The 20,092-nt window shown below is 67.1% G+C and carries 17 protein-coding genes and 1 pseudogene; 10 read left to right on the top strand and 8 right to left on the bottom strand.

Going from position 1 to position 20,092, the window contains the following annotated elements; all coding sequences use genetic code 11:
* Positions 1-10: 10 nt before the first annotated feature.
* Together edd and zwf are read right to left on the bottom strand one after the other, a co-directional pair.
* Positions 11-1,864, bottom strand: a complete 1,854-nt coding sequence (gene edd, locus WKC72_RS11080; protein ID WP_037230986.1) for a phosphogluconate dehydratase — start codon at positions 1,862-1,864, stop codon at positions 11-13.
* The gene (gene zwf, locus WKC72_RS11075) at positions 1,861-3,339 is read right to left on the bottom strand and encodes a glucose-6-phosphate dehydrogenase (protein WP_370182602.1); all 1,479 of its coding nucleotides are present in this window, start codon (positions 3,337-3,339) and stop codon (positions 1,861-1,863) included. The genes edd and zwf overlap by 4 nt, the downstream gene beginning before the upstream one ends.
* Before the next feature lie 151 nt (positions 3,340-3,490).
* On the opposite strand from zwf, the gene WKC72_RS11070 reads away from it, so the two are divergent.
* A complete protein-coding gene (locus tag WKC72_RS11070; protein WP_037230991.1) occupies positions 3,491-4,678 on the top strand; it encodes an ROK family transcriptional regulator in 1,188 nt (395 codons plus the stop codon).
* A gap of 68 nt (positions 4,679-4,746) precedes the next feature.
* Here the strand turns inward: WKC72_RS11070 and catC are convergent, their stop codons facing one another.
* Genes catC through catA form a run of 3 tightly spaced genes read right to left on the bottom strand, consistent with a single transcriptional unit; the run spans position 4,747 to position 7,037 of the window.
* Positions 4,747-5,028 carry a muconolactone Delta-isomerase gene (gene catC / locus WKC72_RS11065; RefSeq protein WP_037230994.1) on the bottom strand — a complete coding sequence of 94 codons (282 nt, stop codon included), beginning with the start codon at positions 5,026-5,028 and terminating at the stop codon, positions 4,747-4,749.
* 15 nt (positions 5,029-5,043) lie between these two features.
* Positions 5,044-6,165 carry a muconate/chloromuconate family cycloisomerase gene (locus WKC72_RS11060; RefSeq protein WP_370182601.1) on the bottom strand — a complete coding sequence of 374 codons (1,122 nt, stop codon included), beginning with the start codon at positions 6,163-6,165 and terminating at the stop codon, positions 5,044-5,046.
* 29 nt (positions 6,166-6,194) lie between these two features.
* Complete coding sequence (gene catA / locus WKC72_RS11055) at positions 6,195-7,037, bottom strand: catechol 1,2-dioxygenase (RefSeq protein WP_037230996.1); 843 nt, start codon at positions 7,035-7,037, stop codon at positions 6,195-6,197.
* Positions 7,038-7,244: 207 nt separating this feature from the next.
* Between catA and WKC72_RS11050 the strand changes: the two genes are divergently transcribed.
* The gene (locus WKC72_RS11050) at positions 7,245-8,015 is read left to right on the top strand and encodes an IclR family transcriptional regulator C-terminal domain-containing protein (protein ID WP_112302564.1); all 771 of its coding nucleotides are present in this window, start codon (positions 7,245-7,247) and stop codon (positions 8,013-8,015) included.
* Between the two features lie 14 nt (positions 8,016-8,029).
* Here the strand turns inward: WKC72_RS11050 and WKC72_RS11045 are convergent, their stop codons facing one another.
* Complete coding sequence (locus WKC72_RS11045; RefSeq protein WP_112302513.1) at positions 8,030-8,569, bottom strand: intradiol ring-cleavage dioxygenase; 540 nt, start codon at positions 8,567-8,569, stop codon at positions 8,030-8,032.
* A gap of 231 nt (positions 8,570-8,800) precedes the next feature.
* Between WKC72_RS11045 and WKC72_RS11040 the strand changes: the two genes are divergently transcribed.
* Both WKC72_RS11040 and WKC72_RS11035 read left to right on the top strand, forming a co-directional pair.
* On the top strand, positions 8,801-9,748 hold the full coding sequence (locus WKC72_RS11040; RefSeq protein ID WP_112302512.1) for an acyl-CoA thioesterase: 948 nt from the start codon (positions 8,801-8,803) through the stop codon (positions 9,746-9,748).
* Between the two features lie 49 nt (positions 9,749-9,797).
* Positions 9,798-11,281: pseudogene (locus WKC72_RS11035) on the top strand (multicopper oxidase family protein).
* 10 nt (positions 11,282-11,291) lie between these two features.
* On the opposite strand, the gene WKC72_RS11030 reads toward WKC72_RS11035, so the two are convergent.
* A complete protein-coding gene (locus tag WKC72_RS11030) occupies positions 11,292-12,230 on the bottom strand; it encodes an AraC family transcriptional regulator (protein WP_370182597.1) in 939 nt (312 codons plus the stop codon).
* A gap of 165 nt (positions 12,231-12,395) precedes the next feature.
* Between WKC72_RS11030 and WKC72_RS11025 the strand changes: the two genes are divergently transcribed.
* Positions 12,396-12,956 (top strand): flavin reductase family protein, encoded by a 561-nt coding sequence (locus tag WKC72_RS11025; RefSeq protein ID WP_370182595.1) that lies wholly within the window; start codon positions 12,396-12,398, stop codon positions 12,954-12,956.
* A gap of 24 nt (positions 12,957-12,980) precedes the next feature.
* The gene (locus WKC72_RS11020; RefSeq protein WP_144288115.1) at positions 12,981-14,597 is read left to right on the top strand and encodes a 4-hydroxyphenylacetate 3-hydroxylase family protein; all 1,617 of its coding nucleotides are present in this window, start codon (positions 12,981-12,983) and stop codon (positions 14,595-14,597) included.
* 22 nt (positions 14,598-14,619) lie between these two features.
* On the opposite strand, the gene WKC72_RS11015 is transcribed toward WKC72_RS11020, so the two are convergent.
* Positions 14,620-15,567, bottom strand: coding sequence for an AraC family transcriptional regulator (locus WKC72_RS11015; RefSeq protein WP_037225707.1), 948 nt, complete (start codon positions 15,565-15,567; stop codon positions 14,620-14,622).
* 204 nt (positions 15,568-15,771) lie between these two features.
* Here WKC72_RS11015 and WKC72_RS11010 point away from each other — a divergent pair, with 204 nt between their 5' ends.
* The 4 genes from WKC72_RS11010 to benB all read left to right on the top strand — a co-directional run bounded on the left by WKC72_RS11010 (position 15,772) and on the right by benB (position 20,062).
* The gene (locus WKC72_RS11010; RefSeq protein WP_268789594.1) at positions 15,772-16,983 is read left to right on the top strand and encodes a cytochrome P450; all 1,212 of its coding nucleotides are present in this window, start codon (positions 15,772-15,774) and stop codon (positions 16,981-16,983) included.
* A 2-nt stretch (positions 16,984-16,985) separates the two neighbouring features.
* Complete coding sequence (locus WKC72_RS11005) at positions 16,986-17,981, top strand: 2Fe-2S iron-sulfur cluster-binding protein (protein ID WP_370182593.1); 996 nt, start codon at positions 16,986-16,988, stop codon at positions 17,979-17,981.
* A gap of 180 nt (positions 17,982-18,161) precedes the next feature.
* Complete coding sequence (benA, locus tag WKC72_RS11000; protein ID WP_037225713.1) at positions 18,162-19,538, top strand: benzoate 1,2-dioxygenase large subunit; 1,377 nt, start codon at positions 18,162-18,164, stop codon at positions 19,536-19,538.
* Positions 19,539-19,552: 14 nt separating this feature from the next.
* Positions 19,553-20,062 carry a benzoate 1,2-dioxygenase small subunit gene (gene benB, locus WKC72_RS10995; protein ID WP_037225714.1) on the top strand — a complete coding sequence of 170 codons (510 nt, stop codon included), beginning with the start codon at positions 19,553-19,555 and terminating at the stop codon, positions 20,060-20,062.
* The last annotated feature ends 30 nt before the right edge of the window (positions 20,063-20,092 follow it).

Genomic DNA, 20,092 nt, shown 5'->3' with positions numbered 1-20,092 from the left:
TGAATACTCCTTAGACGGGTTGGGGGTGGAAAACGCTGGCGCCCTGGGTCGCCGGTCCGACAGCGGCTCGCAGGCCGGCGAAGAGTTCGCGCCCCGTGCCGACCCATTCGTCGGCACCGAGCGCACGACCGGTCGCCGGGCGGGCGGCCAGTTCCTCGTCGTCGAGGTGCACGTTCACGGATCCGGTCACCGCGTCGACGGTGAGGACGTCGCCGTCACGCACCCGCGCGAGGGGTCCGTCCGCGGCCGCCTCGGGGGTGAGGTGGATGGCCGCGGGAACCTTCCCGGAGGCACCCGACATCCGGCCGTCGGTGACCAGCGCGACCTTCCGGCCCTGATCCTGCAGAACACCGAGTACCGGTGTGAGCTTGTGCAATTCGGGCATGCCGTTGGCGCGCGGGCCCTGGTACCGGAGCACGGCGACGAAATCACCGGTCAACGTGCCCGCCTCGAACGCGGCCAGGAAGTCGAGCTGATCGTCGAAGACCCTGGCCGGAGCGGTCACCACACGGTGGTCCGGGTGGACGGCCGACGTCTTCATCACGCACGAACCCAGGTTTCCGGTCAGCATCTTGAGGCCGCCGTTGACGTCGAACGGATCTTCCGGTCCGCGCAACACGCTGGTGTCGAGGCTGATTCGCGTGCCCGGCTGCCATTCGACGCCCTCGCCGGACAGCTTCGGTTCCTCCGTGTAGCGGCGGAGCCCGGGGCCGACGACGGTCTTCACGTCCTCGTGCAGCAGTCCCGCGTCCAGCATCGACGACACGACGTAGCCGAGGCCGCCGGCCGCGTGGAAATGGTTCACGTCCGCGGAGCCGTTGGGGTAGATCCGGGCGAGCAGCGGCACCACCGCGGACAGTTCCGACAGGTCGTCCCACGTGAGGGTGATTCCCGCGGCGCGGGCGATGGCCACGAGGTGCATCGTGTGGTTGGTCGAACCGCCGGTGGCGAGCAGCGCCACGCAGCCGTTGACGACGGCCTTCTCGTCCACGACCTCGCCGACCGGCGTGTAGTCGTCGCCGAGCGCGGTGAGACCGGTGACGCGCTTTCCCGCCTCCGACGTGAGAGCCTCGCGCAGCGGGGTCCCCGGGTTCACGAAGCTCGATCCGGGCAGGTGCAGGCCCATGACCTCCATGAGGAGCTGGTTGGAGTTGGCCGTGCCGAAGAACGTGCAGGTGCCTACACCGTGGTAGCTCGCCGCCTCCGCGTCGAGCAGTTCCTCGCGATCGGCCTTGCCCTCCGCGTACAACTGCCGCACGCGCGACTTCTCGTTGTTGGGCAGACCGGACGTCATCGGCCCGGCCGGGACGAAGATCGTCGGGAGGTGACCGAAACCCAGGGCGCCGATGAGCATTCCCGGCACGATCTTGTCGCACACACCGAGCATGAGGGCACCGTCGAACATGTCGTGGGAAAGTCCGATCGCCGTCGCCATCGCGATGACGTCGCGGCTGAACAGCGACAGCTGCATGCCGTCGCGTCCCTGGGTGATGCCGTCGCACATCGCGGGGACACCACCGGCGAACTGGGCGATGCCGCCGGCTTCCATGACCGCGGCCTTCAGCTGCCGCGGGAAGTGCTCGAACGGCTGGTGCGCCGACAGCATGTCGTTGTACGACGAGACGATCGCGATGTTGGGCTTGACGAAGCTGCGCAGCGCCTTCTTGTCGGCCGGGCCGGACGCGGCGAATCCGTGCGCGAGGTTCGCGCAGGCCAGCTTGCCGCGCGCCGGACCGCGGTCGGCGGCCTGACGGATACGGTCCAGGTAGATCGTGCGCTCGGGCTTGCTGCGCTCGATGATGCGTTCGGTGACGGCGGCGAGGACGGGGTGCACGTCGGCCGTCGGTGTGGGTGCGTCGGTCATGCGGTGACTCCTTCGTGCCAGGCGCGGCCGTCGCGCTCGATCAGGGTGGTTGCGTCGGTGGGTCCGTTGGTGCCCGCCGGGTAGCGGCGCGGGGCGCGCTCGGACTTCTCCCAGCCGACGAGGATCTGCTCGACCCACTCCCAGGCGGCCTCGACCTCGTCGCGGCGCATGAACAGGGTCGGGTTACCCCGGACCACATCCATCAGCAGCCGCTCGTAGGCGTCGGGTGACGGACGCTTGAACGTCTCGATGTAGTTGAGGTCCAACGACACCGGCTTGAGCCGGATACCGCCGGGGCCGGGTTCCTTCGCCGTCATGTGCAGCCGCATGCCCTCGTGGGGCTGCAACTGGATCACCAGGCGGTTGGGTTCGCTGTGGCCCTCGCTGCCGGGGAACATGGGGTGCGGGACGGGCTTGAACTGCACCACGATCTCCGAGCAGCGCCGGTCCATGCGCTTGCCGGTGCGCAGGTAGAACGGCACGCCGGCCCAACGCCAGTTCTGGATCTCGGCCTTGACGGCGATGAACGTCTCGGTGGTGCTCTCCGGGTTCTCGACGTCCTCCTGGTATCCGGGGACGGCGATCCCGTCGGCGAGGCCGGGGCCGTACTGGCCTGCGACGGTGCAGCGTTCGACGTCCTGCGGGCTCATCGGCTTGAGGGCCTGGAGGACCTTGAGCTTCTCGTCTCGGACGGTCTCGCGGTCGACGTAGGTGGGCGGTTCCATCGCGACGAGGCAGAGCATCTGCAGGAGGTGGTTCTGCAGCATGTCGCGCAGGGCACCCGCCGACTCGTAGTAGCCGCCGCGACTGCCGACTCCGAGCGACTCGGCGACGTTGATCTGCACGTGGTCGATCGACGAGGAGTTCCACAGCGGTTCGAGGAACGTGTTGGCGAATCGCGTGACCAGGAGGTTCTGGACGCTCTCCTTGCCGAGGTAGTGGTCGATGCGGAAGATCTGCGACTCCTCGAACACGGCGCCGACCGCGTCGTTGACGGCGCGGGCCGAGGCGAGGTCGTGTCCGATCGGCTTCTCCAGCACGACGCGGGACTGCGCGTCGGCGAGACCGTTCAGGGCGAGGTTCTCACAGATCGGCCCGAACAGACCGGGAGCGCACGCCAGGTAGAAGACCCGGATCGACCCTTCCCGCGCGGCGAGACACTCGCTGAGGCCCGCCCAGTTCGTGGGGTCCGCGGCGTCGACGGAGATGTATTCGAGGCGATTGAGAAATCGCTCACAGGTGTCCGAATCCAGCTGATCGCCGGACACGAACCGCGCGAGTTCGCCTCGCACCTTGTCGCGGTAACCGTCGGTGTCGAGACCGGCTCGCGAGGCACCGATCACGCGGGTTTCGGCGGGCAGCTGGCCGTCCCTGTCGCGCAGGTAGAGCGCGGGAAGCAGCTTACGAACCGCCAGGTCGCCGGTTCCGCCGAACACGACGAAATCGCACGGTTCCACGGTGGTCGCTGGTGACATGTCATCTCCCTCTGAAAGCCGGATGTGTGGGCCGTCACAGACGACAGTAGGCGACCTTTCGCTTTCGATCAATACAGACTTAAGTATTTCGGCGAACAAAGATCCGGGCCTTACGTTGTCAGACGCGTGTCCGGTTGGTTGAATGGCCTGCATGCGGACGCCTCGCTCGACGACCTCCCCGGCGACGGGTGGCGACGTCTTCGCCCTCATTCGCGCAGGGCAAGCAACGACGCGCACCGAGATCGGCACCCTCACCGGCCTCTCCCGCACCGCGGTCGCGGCGCGGGTCTCCTCGCTTCAGGCGTCGGGGCTCGTCGTCGAACGCGAGGAGGGTGTCTCGACCGGGGGTCGACCGCCGGTGAAGCTCTCATTTCACGTTCAGGCCGGTGTCGTGCTGTCGGCGGCCATCGGCCGGAGCCGCACCCAGCTGGCCATCTGCGACCTCGCCGGCGATGTCATCGTCGCCGAGGACGTGGAGCAGGAAATCGGCACCAGCCCGGCCGAGCTGATGCCCGTCATCGCTCAACGCCTCATCGCACTGCGCGAGAGTCTGGGCGAGACCGCGGGCAGGACGGTCGGGATCGGGATCAGCCTCCCCGGAACCGTCGACACCGAACGCGGGTGCAGCCTGAACTCCCCCATGATGTCGGGCTGGGACGGCGTCCCCCTCCAGCCGTTCCTCGCCGACGTCACCGACGCACCCGTCTTCGTCGACAACGATGCCAACGTCATGGTGCTGGCGGAGCGGCGCGGAGAACGCCGCGACTTCGCCGACATGCTGCTCATCAAGGCGTCGACCGGTCTGGGCGCCGGCCTCGTGTCCGGTGGCGTCCTCCAGCGTGGTGCCCTCGGCGCGGCAGGCGAAATCGGGCACACGAAAACCGCAGCGGCACAAGGAGTCGTGTGCCGCTGCGGTGATGTCGGGTGTATCGAGGCCGTCGCCGGCGGGTGGGCGCTGGTCCGCAATCTGCAGGAGCAGGGACGCGAAGTCACCCACATCCGCGACGTGATCACCCTCGCCCTGGCCGGGGACGCCGAGGCCCGGCGGATGATCCGCGAGAGCGGACGGCAGATCGGCGAAGTGTTGTCGGGTGCGATCAACCTCCTCAATCCGGAGGTCGTGATTGTCGGCGGTGACATGGCGCAGGCCTACGACACGTTCGTCGCCGGGCTACGCGAAACCCTGTACGGCAACGCCATCGCCGTTGCCACCCAACAGCTTCAGATCCTCCCCTGGACGCACGGGGAACTGTCGGGAGTCGTCGGCAGCGCCACCATGGCACTCGACCACGTCCTCAGCGTGCGCGCGGTGGACCAGCTGCTGGCGCAGCAGAAATAGGCGGCTCCGCCGCCTGTGCGTGGTTGACGAGTCCAGAGACTCGCTAACCACGCACGGGCCCGGAGGGCCTACTTGACGTCGGAACCGTGCTTGGTGAGCGGCATGATCTCGATGTTCATGTACGGGAACAGTGGAAGGTTCCACAGGATCTCGTGCAGTTCGTCGGCCGACTCGACGTCGAAGATGCTGATGTTGCTGTACTGCCCGACGATCCGCCAGATCTCGGGCCACTTACCGGAGCGTTGGAGCTCCTGCGAGTACGCCTTCTCCTTGGCGATGGTCTCGTCCCGGACCTGCGGGTCGAGGTCGCGGGGAATGGCGACGTCCATGCGGACGTGAAAGAGTGCCATCGGGTGGTGTGCTCCTTAGTTCCTGGTCCAGGTCTTGACTGCGTCCATGTTGAGCTCGATTCCGAGGCCGGGTCCCTCGGGCAGGAACACCTGACCGTCGGCGTAGCGGATCGGTTCCTGCAGCAAACCCTCGCTGAACAGCAGCGGCCCGAACAGTTCGGTGCCGAAGTCGATGCCGGGCTCCGCGCACGCGAAGTGGATGGACGCCGCGGTGCCGATCGGGCCTTCGATGGACGTGGCTCCGTGGCAGGCGATTCCGGCTGCCTTCGCGATCGCGACCACCTCGCGGCTCTTCTTCAGGCCGCCACATTTGGTGGTCTTGAGGGCGATGACGTCCGCGGCTCCGCGCCGAGCGACCTCGAGGGCGTCGTGCGGAGTCTGCACGCTCTCGTCCGCCATCACCGGGACGGGGACGAGTCGGTTGAGCTCGGCGAGGACCTCGAGCTGCTCACCGGGCGTGGGCTGCTCGATCAGTTCGACGCCGCCTTCGACGAGGCGGGGCACGTACTTCAGCGCAGTGAGCCGGTCCCAGCGGGCGTTGACGTCGATGCGGACGCCGGCCTTGCCCTGCAGAGCCTGCGCGATCTGGACTACCCGGGCAGTGTCGACCTCGGGATCGAGCGCACCCATCTTCAGCTTGAAACTGAAGTGCCGCTTCGACTCGACGAGCCCGAGCGCCTCCTCGATGATCTCCTCGGCGGGTGCGGCGCCGAGGGCCCACGTGACGTCGACACTCTTCCGGAAGGCGCCGCCGAGCAGCGTGTGCACGGGCACACCCAGGCTGCGGGCCCGGGCGTCGTGCAAAGCGACGTCGACGGCGGCCTTCGCGAAACGGGCATTGGCGACGACTCGTTCGATGTCCGACATGATGCCGGTGATCTCGTCGACACCTCGCCCCAGCAGCACCGGGACGATGTACCGCTCGACGATCGCCTGCATCGTCTCCACCGATTCGCCGCCCCACCACGGGCCGCCGGGGACGACGCCCTCGCCGTAGCCGGTCACGCCGCCCGCGGTCGTGACGGCGACGAGCAGCAGTGGCTGCGCCGTCATCGACGTGGTGGCGAACTTGTGGGGACGCACCAGCGGCACATCGAGGATCGTCGTTTCGACGGAAACGATCGACAGGTCGGTCATCGGATCACTTTCTCTACGGGTGGAACGGGTCACGCGGGGTCGAGCACGAAGTTGTAGGTGACGTAGTTCTTGCCGTCGTCACCGGTCTTCGGGTCGAGGATGAGTTCCGGCTTGGTTGCCGACGCGACGTCGCTGTCGATCCACTCGCCGCCCTTGAAGTACAGCTGCGTGGTCACCGATTCCTTACCGGGCGCGGACACGATGAGGTGAAGGTGCGCGGGACGCCACGGGTGACCGTCCTGCGCCTCGATGAACTGACCGGTCGGGCCGTCGGTCGGGATCTGGTAGGGCGCCGGCTGGATCGTGGTGATCTCGTAGCGGCCCTCCTCGTCGGCAATGATGGTGCCGCGCAGGTTCCACTCGGGCAGGTGCGGGGCGAACTGCGAGTAGTAGCCGTCGTTGTCGGCGTGCCACAGTTCCACCTTGGCGCCTGCGAGGCCGTTGCCGTCGAGATCGGTGACCTGGCCCGAGAAGACGAGCGGGGTGATCTTCTCGTCCTCGGGACGCATCGGCAGGGTGCACTTCGACGGCAGCTCGGGGGAGTTCTCGATGTAGTACGGGCCCTCGATGCTGCCCTTGGTGCCCTTGCGGCTGCGGGCGAGAACCTCTTCGACGGAGTGCTCGATGAACACGTCGAGGAACAGCGGCCACTCGCCGCCCTCGCCGACGTCGATGAGCCACTGCTTGAAGACGCGGTACTCGGGGTAGGTGACGCCGTGCTTCAGGATCACGTCGTTGAGTGCGCCGAGCGCATCCTTGGCAATGGCCGCGAGCCGCTCCGGCGAGGTGTCGGCGGTGACGCGCTCGGCTTTGAACTTGTCGGTCGCGGCGGAGCCGGATCCGGCGGCGGTGGGGCTCTCGGTGGTGGTCATCTGTTTCTCCTTGGGCTGGGAGGGGAGCGGATTGGGCTGTATCGAGTTTTGGGCGGCGCGGTGGGTGTTCACGCGCCGAGGGTCTTGCCTTTTGTACGCTCTGCGTACTACTATCACGCTGTGCGTACATCACTACTGTGCGCGCAGTCACATTGAAATGTCAACCCCGAGTCCGAATACGCACACGAATCGCTGGTGGAGGCCGCAATGACCGAGAGCGATCGCGATTACATCCAGAGCATCGAGCGCGGTTTCGCCGTGCTGCTGGCGTTCGACGCCCAACGCCCGAACCCCACGCTCGCCGAACTCGCCACGGAAGCGGGACTGTCGCGCCCCGCCGTCCGCCGGATCCTGCTCACCCTGCAGAAGCTGGGGTACGTCGCCGGCGCGGGCGGCCGGTGGTCGCTCACCCCCCGTGTGCTCAGCATCGGACAGCACTACTCGGAGTCGCACGCGCTGATCGAGGCCGCGATGCCCCGACTGCTCGAGGTGGCCGAGAAGACCCAGGAGTCCGCGTCGCTCGGCGTACTCGACGGCGCCGACGTGGTGTACGCGGCTCGAGTCCCCGTCCGGCGGATCATGAGCATCAACGTCTCCGTCGGCACCCGCGTCCCCGCCTACGCCACATCCATGGGCCGCGCGCTCCTCGCCTGGGCTCCCGCCGACGTGGTCGAGCGGGTGGTCGCCGAGTCCACGTTCCAGAAACTCGGGCCCGAAACCATCGGCACGGCAGCCGAACTCGAGCGGGAACTCGCCAAGGTCCGCGAGCAGGGATTCGCCCTGACGTCCGAGGAGCTGGAGAAGGGGCTGATCTCGCTGGCCGCCCCCGTCCGCGACGCAGGCGGCACAGTGGTCGGGGTCGTCGCCTGTTCCACGTCGTCCGCGCGCAACACTCCCGTGCAGTTCCGGGAACAGGCCGTCCCGTGCGTCCTGGCCGCCGCGGCCGCACTGAGCTCGGACATGGGCTACGCCGGCTGACGGCGTCACGTCGGTCAGACCGGGTCGAGCACGAAGTCGCAGGCGACCTCGCCGCCGGCACTGACGCCGACGGGCGACTCCACGGCGGACGCGCCCACTTCCCGCGACGCGCCCGGCGTCGGAACCAGCCGCGTCTCGAGCGGACGGAAGCCCCGCGCATGCACGATCACGTTGACGTGACCCACGTCGGCTTCGCTCCGGGCGCTGGAGAATTCGCACGGTGCGGGCCGCACGGTCGAGATGTCGAAGCGGCCACCGGCGCACGTGACGACGATGCCGCGCAGGTTGTTGCGCAGAATCTCGACGGAGTACCCGGAGTAGCAGCCGTCGGCGTCCGCGTGCCAGATCTCGAGTTCCGCCCCCGACAGTGGATCGCCGTCGCGTGAGCGCACCACCCCCGCGATGCGGAGCGGAGTTCCCGGTTCGCCGGGGAGCGCCGCGAGGTTCGCCTTCCATGGCAGCACTCGCTGCGCGGGGAGGTAGAACTCCCGGTCGACGTGGTCGAGGCCTGCCCGGTCCACGTGAGGTGCGGTCGTCGTCGACGTCGAGGTCATCACCTGATCCGATCACTCGTACGCTGTGCGTACATTGAGAACGCTGTGCGGTCGATGTCGAGTGTGCGCGTGGTCACACGCATTCGTCAACCTCCGGTCTGTTCACATCGCGGACGGGTCGGCTGGGTGCATCTGTGGGATAATTTCCCCGCCACCGGCGGACAACGACGTTTCGCCGTCCCCGGTTCGCGCCCTCGTGCCGGCCACGTCGAATTCCCGAGGATCACATCGATGACCACGCCTCCCCGCAGCATCACCCTCCGCTTCCTGGCCGCACCCACCGAGGTGGCGACGCTCGGAGGGGCCGTCCAGGGGGGCCGGATCCTCGAATGGATCGACAAGGCCGCCTACGCCTGCGCGGTCGGCTGGAGCGGGAGCTACTGCGTCACCGCCTACGTGGGAAACATCAAGTTCACCCGGTCCATCGAGTCGGGACACCTCGTCGAGGTCGAAGCGCGGCTCGTCCACACGGGGCGCTCGAGCATGCACATCCAGTGCACCGTGTCGTCGGCCGACCCGCGGACCGGGCAGTTCACCGAGGCCAGCAACTGCCTGATCATCTTCGTGGCCGTCGACGACTCCGGAAAGCCGACGAGTGTGCCGCCGTGGCAGCCCGTCACCGCCACCGACCGAGCGGAGTCCGAAGAAGCGGTCATGCGCATCGGCCTGCGAGCCGACATCGAAGAGGCGATGAGCAAGCAGAATTACACCGACGCGGGCACCGCACCGGAATCGCTCACCCGGTTCCTCGCCGCGCCCACCGACGTCAACTGGGGCGGCAAGACCCACGGCGGAACCGTGATGCGCTGGATCGACGAGGCCGCCTACCTGTGCGGCACGTCGTGGAACGGCACACCGTGCGTGTCCGTCTACGCCGGCGGGGTTCGTTTCTACCGCCCGATCCAGATCGGTCACGTCGTCGAGGTCGACGCCCGCCTGCTGCACACCGGCGCGCAGACCATGCACATCTCGGTGCACGTGCGGTCCGGTGACCCGCGCACCCGGGAGATGAACCTGACCACCCACTGCCTCACCGTGGTCGCCGCCGTCGACGAGGACGGCGCCGCGACGGCGGCGCGGCAGTGGGTTCCGCAGTCCGACGAGGATCGCAAACTGGAGGCGCACGCCCGCGAACTCATCGCACTGCGCGACCGGGCGCGAATCGGCGCCCTGGCCTGACCCGCCCGAGTAGCGTCACGGGAAACGGTCACCCGCGGAAGGAGCGGGGATGCCTGGGAACCGTCCACTCGACGTGCAGTTGTCCCGGCGACGCGTGCTGCAGTGGGGAGCGGGAGCCGCACTGCTCGGGCTCACCGGGGCCTGCTCCCGCACCGACGACGCCGAGGCCGCGATCGGGCCCGACTCTCCGGACGTACGCGCGTACGCCGAGGCCGAGGAACGCCGCTTTCCCGGGGGCAGACCGGTCGCCTACGAACTCTCCGCGGCACAATCCGACGTCGACATCGCAGGTACGCGCACCGCTGCGTGGCTGTACAACACGCAACTGCCGGGCCCGATACTCCGGGCGAACGTCGGGGACAGGGTCCAGGTGCGGTTTCGCAACCAGCTCTCGGATTCCACCACGGTGCACTGGCACGGGCTGGCCATCCGCAACGACATGGACGGGGTCCCGGATGTCACACAGGCCCCGATACCGGCGGGCACAGAGTTCGTCTACGACTTCATCCCGCCCGACCCGGGCACCTACTGGTACCACACGCACGGCGATCTCCAGCGCGGCCGAGGGCTGTACGGGGCTCTGATCATCGACGATCCCGGGACACCCGCGAACTACGACACCGAGTTCGTCGTCGTGCTGTCCGACTGGTTGACCGACCGCACGCCGTCGCAGGTCTTCGACGCGCTCCGCGGCGGGCGGATGGCGTCCATGCCCGAGATGACGTCGCCCGTGCTCGGCGGTGACTCCGGCGACGTCCGGTACGCCGTGTACCTGCTGAACGGGAAACCACCCGGCGATCCGACCGTGTTCACGGCGCGGCCGGGGCAACGCGCCCGCATCCGGCTGATCAACGCCGGCGACGACACCGCGTTCCGGGTCGCGCTGGGTGGCCACCGGCTGACCGTCACCGACACGGACGGCTCCCCGTCGAACCGGTCGACACCGATTCGGTGCTGATCGGTATGGGCGAGCGGTACGACGCCGTCGTCACCCTGCAGGACGGGGTGTTCCCGCTGGTCGCTGTCGCCGAGGGGAAGGGCGCGCAGGGATTCGCGGTGGTGCGCACCGGCGGCGGCGCCGCCCCCGACCCCACCGTGGCGCCCCGCGAACTGGGCCCTCCCCCGCTCACCGTGGCCGACCTGAGGGCCACCGACGCCGTCCGGCTACCCGTCGTCGACCCGGGTGTCACCCTCGAGGCGTCCCTCGGCGGCGACATGAAGCAGTACACGTGGACGGTGAACGGCCACGCCTATCCCGACCACACGCCGCTGACCGTCCACCGGGACCAGCGGGTACGGCTGGTCTACACGAACTCCACGATGATGTTCCACCCCATGCACCTGCACGGGCACACGTTCGCCGTGGCCCGGCCGGACGGCTCCGGACCGCGGAAGGACACCGTGATCGTGCTCCCCGGACAGACCGTCGCCGCCGACATCGACGCGACCAACCCGGGCCAGTGGATCACGCACTGCCACAACGACTATCACCTTGCCGCCGGAATGGCGACGATCTTCTCCTACGTGAGCTGACGCCGGACCGTCAGCCCCGGAGTGCTTCCGAGGGGGCCACGCCGTACTTCCGCCGGTACGCCGCCGCGAACCGGCCGGTGTGGGTGAAACCCCAGCGCATCGCGACCTCGGCGACCGTCGACGAACCGTCCGCGCGCAGCAGGTCGTCGTGGACGCGTTCGAGCCGGACGTCCAGCAGGTAGTCGCGGGGGCTCACCCCGACGTACTCCTGGAATCCCTCCTGCAGGCGCCGAACCCCGACACCCGCGATCTCGGCCATCTCGGCCGCCGTCCACGCCCGCGCAGGATCGGCGTGGATCTCGTCGATGACGCGCTTGACGATGCGCGGCCGGGTACCGGCACCGGCCGTCTCGTCGTCCGGGACCGCTGCCAGGACCAGCGCCGTGGTGACCGCCCCCGACAGTTGCTCGGCGACGAGGGGGTTCGTGTAGATGCCGTCCGACCGCAGCATCTGGTCGAGCAGCGACCGCACCAGGGCCAGCCAGCTGGCACCGTTCTCGCTGGTCAGATCCAACTGCGGGGGCAGTCGCAGTCCCGGCCGCGCCAGGATCCGCGCCATCTCGCGGTGCAGGTAGTCGCGGTCGACGCGCACGCCGATGATGGAGCAGTCCTTGCTCCAGTCGGTGATGAGCGTCGTCGTGTCGGGCGGGCATATCGTTCCCGCCCCGGGCACGGACGACACCTCGTGCTTGCCGGTCACCGATTCCAGATGCCCCGACAGCGGCACGTTGATCGCATACGCGCCGGGGTGGTCCGACTGGATCGACACGTCCGCGCCCCAGCCGATGTGGGTGATCTTGACCGGCCCGAGTTCCACCGCCTCCGCGACGGTGTTGCCCGCGTTGGACCTGTTCAGCGGGGTCAGCCGGTGTGGGAAGTACACGTCCGACACCACGTGCGACGCTTCGTCCCAATCTTCGGGGCGAATCAGCTTGGACGCGGGCTGCATGGCACCAGTGTGACTACGGACACCTTCGATTGCAATTTTCGGCGTGATCCAAGTCACCGCGCAAAGCGGATCACCTCCGCGCTCAGCGGATCGACGCGCCGTTCCCACGGTCGTACCTTCGTCCGTACCTCATCAGCGCCCCGGACAGGAAGGGAGGCTCCGAGCATGGAGCAACGCGAACTCCGGAACATTTTCGGGCAGTTTGCCAGCGGAGTCACGGTCATCACGTGCGCCAACTCCGAGGGCCTGCCGCACGGAGCGACGGTCACCGCCTTCACCGCCGTCTCGATCGAGCCGAGATTGTGCCAGATCACCCTGACCCGAAAGTCCAAGGCCTGCAACTACTTGAGCAAGGCACCCTTCGCCGTCAACATTCTCGCCGCCGACCAGGTGGACACCGCGATGCATTTCGCCGGGCGACCGCAGAACCCCGAACCCGTGTGGGCCGACGGGCCGACCGCCCCCATCATCTGCGGTGCCGCCGCCACGTTGTCGTGCCGGCCGTGGGCCGAGTACGACGGTGGCGATCACATCATCTTCATCGGTGAGATCGTCGCGGCCGAATCCAGCGGCAAGGACCCGCTGCTGTTCTACCGGAGCACTTTCCACGACCTCGGCTCACCGTCCGCGTCGGCCGCATGGAACGGATCGATGGACGATCCGAACAACGGCTGGTTCGACGCCACCACCTCCTTCACCCCATTCCATCTTCAGCCCGTCAACTGACCGCCCGATCCGAAAGGACATTCCATGACCACCACCGAAAGCGCCCCCGAGACCGCGCTCGACCCGACGAAGGTCAACCCGGCCGCAGACTGCGAAGCCAACCGCACCGCCAACTTCGCGTCGCGGCCGATGACCGGTGACGAATACATCGAGTCGCTGCGCGACGACCGCGAAATCTGGTTGCACGGGGAGCGCGTCGAAGACGTCACCACGCATCCGGCGTTCCGCAACCCGATCCGGATGACCGCACGCCTCTACGACTCGATGCACACCGGCGAGCACGTCGACAAGGTCACCACCCCCACCGACACCGGCAACGGCGGCGTCACGATGCCGTTCTTCAAGGCACCCACCTCCTCGGACGACCTGCTGAAGGAACGCGACGCCATCGCCACCTGGGCGCGCATGACGTACGGCTGGATGGGCCGGTCCCCCGACTACAAGGCCTCCTTCCTCGGCACCCTGCACGCCAACAAGGAGCTGTACTCGCCGTTCCAGGACAACGCCGAACGCTGGTACAAGGAATCGCAGGAAAAGGTCCTCTACTGGAACCACGCCATCATCAACCCGCCCGTCGACCGGCAGCTCCCGCCGGACGAGGTCGGCGACGTGTTCATGAAGGTGGAGAAGGAAACCGACGCCGGATTGATCGTCTCCGGCGCCAAGGTCGTGGCCACCGGATCCGCGATCACCAACTACAACTTCATCGCCCACTACGGGTTGCCGATCAAGAAGAAGGAATTCGCCCTCATCTGCACCGTCCCGATGGACGCGCCGGGCGTGAAGCTGATCTGCCGGTCCTCGTTCACCCAGAACGCGGCCGTGATGGGCACGCCGTTCGACTACCCCCTGTCGAGCCGCATGGACGAGAACGACACCATCTTCATCTTCGACAAGGTGCTGGTGCCGTGGGAGAACGTCTTCATGTACGGCGACGTGGACAAGATCAACGGCTTCTTCCCGCAGTCCGGATTCCTGCCCCGCTTCACGTTCCAGGGCTGCACGCGCCTGGCCGTGAAACTCGACTTCATCGCCGGCATGCTGATGAAGGCCCTCGACGCCACCGGAGCCGGCGGCTTCCGCGGCGTGCAGACCCGCGTCGGTGAGGTCATCGGCTGGCGAAACCTGTTCTGGTCACTCACCGAATCCATGGCACGCAATCCCGAGCCGTGGATCGGCGACACCGTCATCCCCAAGCTCGAATACGGCCTCACGTACCGCATGTTCATGATCCAGGGCTACCCGCGCATCAAGGAGATCATCGAACAGGACGTCGCGTCCGGCCTGATCTACCTGCCCTCGAGCGCACGCGACTTCAAGAGCCCCGACGTCCGCCCGTACCTGGACAAGTACGTCCGCGGCTCCGACGGGATGACCGCGGTCGAACGCGTCAAGATCATGAAGGCGCTGTGGGATTCGATCGGCAGCGAGTTCGGTGGCCGCCACGAACTGTACGAGCGCAATTACTCCGGCAACCACGAGAACGTGAAGGCCGAACTGCTGTTCGCCGCCGAGAACCGCGGCGACGTCGCCTCCATGAAGGGCTTCGCCGAGCAGTGCCTGTCCGAGTACGACCTCGACGGCTGGACGGTCCCCGACCTCATCGGCAACGACGACGTCTCGTACTTCGGTAACAAGTAACCGAACACCCGCGCAGTCCCCGTCAGAAGCGAATCAGCTCTGACGGGGATTTGCCGTACCGCCGGCGGTACGCGGCGGAGAACCGGCCCGCATGGGTAAACCCCCATCGGGCAGCGACTTCGGAGACCGTGACACCCGGCTCCAGCGCCCTCAGGTCGGCGTCGGCGCGACTCAGGCGGATGTCGAGGAGGCATTCGGACGGGCTTCGTCCGACGTACTCGCGAAACCCTTCCTGCAACCGGCGCACACTGGTGCCGGCGAGTTCGGCCATGTCGGCTGCCGTCCAGGCCCGGGCCGGGTCGTCGTTCAACCCGTCGAGGACCCGCTTGACGATCCGCGGTCGGGGCGCGCCGCCGCGCACCTCCTCGTCGGGTGTGACGGCGAGGACGAAGGCCGACGTGATCGCGCCGGCGAGTTGCGGGCCGACCACCGGATTGGCGAGGAGGTCGGCCGGCTCCCGCAGCTGCGCGGTCAGCGAGCGGACCAGGCGAAACCAGCTGCTCTCCGATGCACCGGTGAGATCGATCTGGGACGGCAGGCGCAGCCCGAGGCGCAAGTCGGTGCCGAGAATCCGGTCGGCCTCCCGCTGGAGGTAGTCGCTGTCGAACTTGACGCCGAGCACCGTGCAATCGCCGCTCCACCGGCTGATCAGAGTCGGCTCGTCGGCCCGGAAGACCGTGGCCTGCCCCGGACGCGACACCACCGTGTCGCCCTGCGAACAGGATTCCAGTGAACCGGACAGCGGGATGTTGACCTCGTACGCACCCGGGTAGTCGCATTCGATCGACACGTCCGCGCCCCAGTCCAGCCTGCCGAGCGTGACGGGACCGAAGTCGACGGTCCGCATCGACAGCGTCATCGCACCGCCCGACGACAGATCGGTCAGGGTGTGCGGAAAATACGCACCGGCCACCGCCCTCGACGCCGCATCCCAGTCGTGGGTCTCGGTGATCGTCGATGCCATCGTCATGCACCTGCCTCGGTAAGAGTCGTTCCGACCTATTGAAGCTGCGCCGGGACGCCGAGTCGAGGATAACTGAGACCCCGATCACAACTGGTCGCGCACATCGTCCAGACCCCGCGCAGAATGGCTAGACCACCCACCGACCTGCGCAATACGTTCTCCTCCACGCCGCCATGGCCGCGAAAGTTGTTTCCGAAGAGGAGAATTGACATGACCGCCACCCTGTCCTGGATCGACGAGATCACTATGACGGAACTCGAGCGCAACCCGTACCCGGTGTACGAACGGCTGCGCGCCGAGGCGCCGCTGGCGTACGTCCCGGTTCTCGGTTCGTTCGTCGCGACCACCGCCGACCTCTGCCGCACCATCGCCAACAGCCCCGACTTCGAGGGGATCATCACCAAGGCCGGCGGCCGCACGTTCGGTCACCCCGCCGTGATCGGGGTCAACGGCGAGATCCACCGCGACCTCCGCTCGATGGTCGACCCCGCACTGCAGCCGTCGGAGGTGGACCGCTGGGTCGACGGACTCGTCCGCCCCATCGCCCGGCGTTACGTGGAGCAGTTCGAGAACGACGGCAAGGCCGACCTGGTCTCTCAGTACTGCGAGCCCGTCAGCGTCCGCGCACTCGGCGACCTGCTCGGCCTGAACGACGTCAGCTCGGACACGCTACGCGACTGGTTCCACCGGCTGTCGAACTCCTTCACCAACGCCGGGGTGGACGCGAACGGCGAGTTCACCAACCCCGAGGGATTCGTCCAGGGTGACGAGGCGAAAGCCGAGATCCGGGCGATCGTCGATCCGCTGATCGACAACTGGATCGTCAACCCCGACGACAGCGCCATCTCGCACTGGTTGCACGACGGCATGCCCGAGGGCCGGGTTCGCGACCGGGAGTACATCTACCCCACCCTCTTCGTCTATCTGCTGGGCGCGATGCAGGAACCCGGCCACGGCATGGCTTCGACGCTCGTCGGCCTGTTCACCCGGCCCGAGCAATTGGAGGCCGTCGTCGACGAGCCTGCCCTCATTCCGCGGGCCATCTCCGAGGGGATGCGCTGGACGTCCCCGATCTGGTCGGCCACCGCACGCATCAGCACCACGGACGTCACGCTCGGCGACGTGTCCCTCCCCGAGGGGTCCGTCGTCCTGCTGTCGTACGGTTCGGCCAACCACGACGCGGAGGTCTACGACGCCCCCACCCAGTACGACATGACCCGTCCCCCGCTCCCCCACCTCGCATTCGGCTCGGGCAACCACGCGTGCGCGGGAATCTATTTCGCCAACCATGTGTGCCGGATCGGACTGGAGGAACTGTTCGAAGCGATCCCGAACCTCGAGCGCGACACCGCCGCGGACGTCGAGTTCTGGGGCTGGGGCTTCCGCGGCCCCACCGCACTCCAGACCACGTGGGAGGTGTAGCCGTGACCTTCACCGTCTCGGTCGCCGCCGACACCGTGGAGTGCGGACCGGACCAATCTTTGCTGGACGCGTTTCTGCGGGGCGGCGTGTGGATGCCGAACTCCTGCAATCAGGGCACGTGCGGAACGTGCAAGCTGCGGGTCGTGTCGGGGTCCGTCGATCACCGTCGGTCGCCGGAGAACACGCTTTCCCAGGCCGAACGCGAGCGGGGGTTTGCTTTGGCCTGCCAGGTGACCCCGTGCAGTGACACGGTGGTGGAACGCCTGGACACGGCGCCGGCGGGCGCCGTCCACGCCCTGCGGGACCTCGTCGGCACCGTGAGCGCGATCGAGGACGTCGCCCGTGACACGCGGCGGGTTCTCGTCACGCTCGACAGCCCGCTCGAATTCTCGGCGGGGCAGTACGTCGAATTGCGGGTACCCGGCACCGACCAGGGTCGTCAGTACTCCATGGCCAATCCACCCGGTGAATCGAAGGTGCTCGAATTCCACATCCGCCGGCAGCCGGGCGGAGTGGCTACGGACGGATGGGTTTTCGGATCGATGTCCGTCGGCGAGCGCGTCGACCTGCTGGGCCCGCTCGGCGCCTTCCGCCTCGATCCGGGCGACGAGGGTCCGATGGTTCTGCTCGGCGGCGGGACAGGATTGGCGCCGTTGAAAGCCATGGCCCGCCAGGCACTCACGTCGGCTCCGGACCGCGCGATCCACCTGTATCACGGCGTGCGCGAGGAGTCCGACCTCTACGACGTCGACCTGTTCCAGGAGTGGGAACGCACGCACCCCGGCTTCCGATACGTTCCGTGTCTGAGCGACCAGTCGTGGTCCGGGCGGTCCGGCTACGTCACGGACGCGTTCGTGGAGGACTTCGACACCTGTCGCGGATACTCCGGGTATCTGTGCGGGCCGCCCGCGATGGTCGACGCCGGCGTCAAGGCATTCAAGCGCCGGCGTATGGCTCCGCGGCGAATCTTCCGGGAGAAGTTCACGCCTGCCGTCTGATCGCGGCACCGACGCACACCGGGGTTCTCCGAGACCCCGGTGTGCGCATGCCGAACACGTCCTAGTCAGTACTCGGTAAATGCCTAGTGTGATGCAGCGCACAGGCTGCAAGAGTGGAATTCATTGCCGGACCCGGGCGCCCTCGCAGGGCGCAAGCCCCCGGAGATCTTGGAGGATCCCATGACTGAAACCCTGTACACAGCGCCGTCCGAAAACGTGCGGGCCAAGCTGGCCGACGCACTCATCGAGGACGCGGAAACCGGCCGCTACCAGGTGCGACGTAGCGTCTTTACAGACGAGGACCTGTTCGAACTCGAGATGAAGCACATCTTCGAGGGCAACTGGATCTACCTGGCCCACGAGAGCCAGATCCCGAACGTCGGCGACTACTTCACCACGTACATGGGCCGCCAGCCGATCGTGATCTCCCGCAACAAGGAGGGCGAGCTCAACGCCCTGGTGAACGCGTGCAGCCACCGCGGCGCCATGCTCTGCAGGCGCAAGACGGACAACCGGACCACGTTCACCTGCCCGTTCCACGGTTGGACGTTCAACAACTCCGGCAAGCTCCTCAAGGTCAAGGACCCGCGTGAGGCCGGGTACCCGGAACAGTTCAACAAGGACGGCTCCCACGACCTCACCAAGGTCGCGCGGTTCGAGAATTACCGCGGCTTCCTGTTCGGCAGCCTCAACGCCGACGTCCCGCCGCTCGAGGAACACCTCGGTGACACCACGAAGATCATCGACATGATCGTCGACCAGTCGCCCGACGGCCTCGAGGTCCTGCGCGGCGCGTCCACCTACACCTATGACGGCAACTGGAAGCTGCAGACCGAGAACGGCGCCGACGGCTACCACGTGTCCGCCACCCACTGGAACTACGCCGCGACCACGTCGCGCCGGGAGTCGGGCGAGTCCACCAACGCCACGAAGGCGATGGACGCCGGCAAGTGGTCGAAGCAGCAGGGCGGGTACTACTCGTTCGACAACGGCCATCTGCTGCTGTGGACCAAGTGGGCCGACCCCGCCAACCGTCCGCTGAACGAGCGCCGCGACGAACTCGTCGCCGAGTACGGCGAAGACCGCGCCGACTGGATGATCGGCGTGTCCCGCAACCTGTGCCTGTACCCGAACGTGTACCTCATGGACCAGTTCGGTTCCCAGATCCGGCATTTCCGTCCGATCTCCGTCGACAAGACCGAGGTCACCATCTACTGCATCGCCCCCAAGGGTGAGAGCCGCACCGCACGCGCCGCCCGCATCCGCCAGTACGAGGACTTCTTCAACGCCACCGGCATGGCCACCCCGGACGATCTCGAGGAGTTCCGCTCCTGCCAGAAGACGTACCAGGCCGGCGCCGCACCGTTCAACGACCTCAGCCGCGGTGTCACCCACCAACTCCAGGGCCCCGACGAGGACGCGAAGAAGATCGGCATCAACCCCATCTCCAGCGGCGTGAAGACCGAGGACGAGGGCCTGTACCCGATCCAGCACGGCTACTGGGTGCAAGCGCTCACCAAGGCGCTCGACGCCGACGTTGCCGCGAACAACCGCTGAGGGAGACGAGAAACATGACCGCAGTAGCCGAAAGCACTGTCACCCAGCACGACATCGAGCAGTTCCTCTACCGTGAGGCCCGCTACCTCGACGACCGCGAGTTCGAGAAGTGGATCGAGTGCTATCACCCCGACTCCGAGTTCTGGATGCCGGCGTGGGCCGACGACGGTGAACTGACCACCGACCCGATGACCGAGATCTCCCTGATCTACTACGCCAACCGTGGTGGCATCGAGGACCGGGTGTTCCGCATCAAGACCGATCGGTCGAGCGCGACGAGCCTTCCGGAACCCCGCACCGGTCACAACATCTCGAACGTCGAGGTCACCGAGCGTCGCGGCGAAGTCGTGGACGTCCGGTTCAACTGGTTCACGCTCTACTTCCGGTACAACACGGTCGACACGTACTTCGGGAATTCGTTCTACACCATCGACTTCTCCGGTGAGCAGCCTCTGATCCGGAAGAAGAAGGTCGTGCTCAAGAACGACTACATCCACCACGTGGTCGACATCTACCACATCTGATTTCTTCCCCATTCTTCGCGAATCGAGCTG

The sequence above is a fragment of the Rhodococcus wratislaviensis genome (genome assembly GCF_041228765.1).
In the GTDB taxonomy this organism is placed as follows: domain Bacteria; phylum Actinomycetota; class Actinomycetes; order Mycobacteriales; family Mycobacteriaceae; genus Rhodococcus_F; species Rhodococcus_F wratislaviensis.
This window is presented reverse-complemented; position numbering and strand designations above follow the sequence as displayed.